Raw genomic sequence first — 835 nt, 5'->3', positions numbered from 1 at the left:
GCCGCGCGCGTCCCGCCCGCGAACGGCCAGGGGAAGGCCGGGTGGAAGCCGAGCCCATAGGGCAGGGCGGTCTCGCCCGGATTGTAGATCGCGATGGCGAAGTCGAGCCCGGCGGGGCGCACCCGCGCGGTGATGTCGAGGCGGAAGCGGAAGGGATAGTGCGCCAGCGTCTCGGCCGTTTCGGTCAGGCGCAGGGTGACGCCCTCGTCCGTCCGCTCCACCACCGCGAAGGGCAGGTCGCGGGCGAAGCCGTGCTGCGCCATCGGATAGGTCCGGCCGTCGACCCGCACCATCCCGCCGGCGGAGGCGCCGACCACCGGGAAGAGCCAGGGCGCGTGCCGGTTCCAGTGCTCGGGATCGCCGCTCCAGAGGTATTCGGTGCCGCCCACCCGCCACGACACCGGCTCGGCGCCGGCGAGCGTCAGGGTCGCGGTGGTGCCGTCGGCGGCCTTCAGGTGGATCGGATCGGGCATGGGGCATCGGCTCCGGATCGGGGTGGGTTCGTCGGCGCCCGGCTCACGCGGCCGCCCCGACATGCTGCGTCACCGCGTGAAGCGGGCCCGACGCCACGAGGCGGCCGCCGTCGAGCACGTGGACCGTGTCGGCGGCTTCCAGGCTGGTGAGGCGGTGGGCGATCATGATCAGCGTGCGCTGGCCGGCGAGCGCGTCGAGCGCGGCCATCACCGCGCCCTCGGTCTCGCCGTCCAGCGCCGAGGTCGCCTCGTCGAACACGATCACGTCGGGGTCGTGGTAGAGCGCGCGGGCGATGCCGATGCGCTGGCGCTGGCCGCCGGAGAGGCGCGCGCCGCGCTCGCCGACGCGGGCGTCGTAGCCC

The 835-nt window shown here is 74.9% G+C and carries 1 protein-coding gene and 1 pseudogene; both read right to left on the bottom strand.

All coding sequences use genetic code 11. The features are described from left to right. Positions 1 to 473 (bottom strand): annotated as a pseudogene (locus FV230_RS28830) (aldose 1-epimerase family protein); the annotation flags it as partial. Between the two features lie 43 nt (positions 474 to 516). Then, positions 517 to 835, bottom strand: a 319-nt coding sequence (locus tag FV230_RS28825) for an ATP-binding cassette domain-containing protein (protein ID WP_147730007.1), incomplete at its 5' end; no start/stop codon positions are given.

It is taken from the genome of Methylobacterium sp. WL6, assembly GCF_008040095.1.
GTDB lineage: Bacteria > Pseudomonadota > Alphaproteobacteria > Rhizobiales > Beijerinckiaceae > Methylobacterium.
This window is presented reverse-complemented; position numbering and strand designations above follow the sequence as displayed.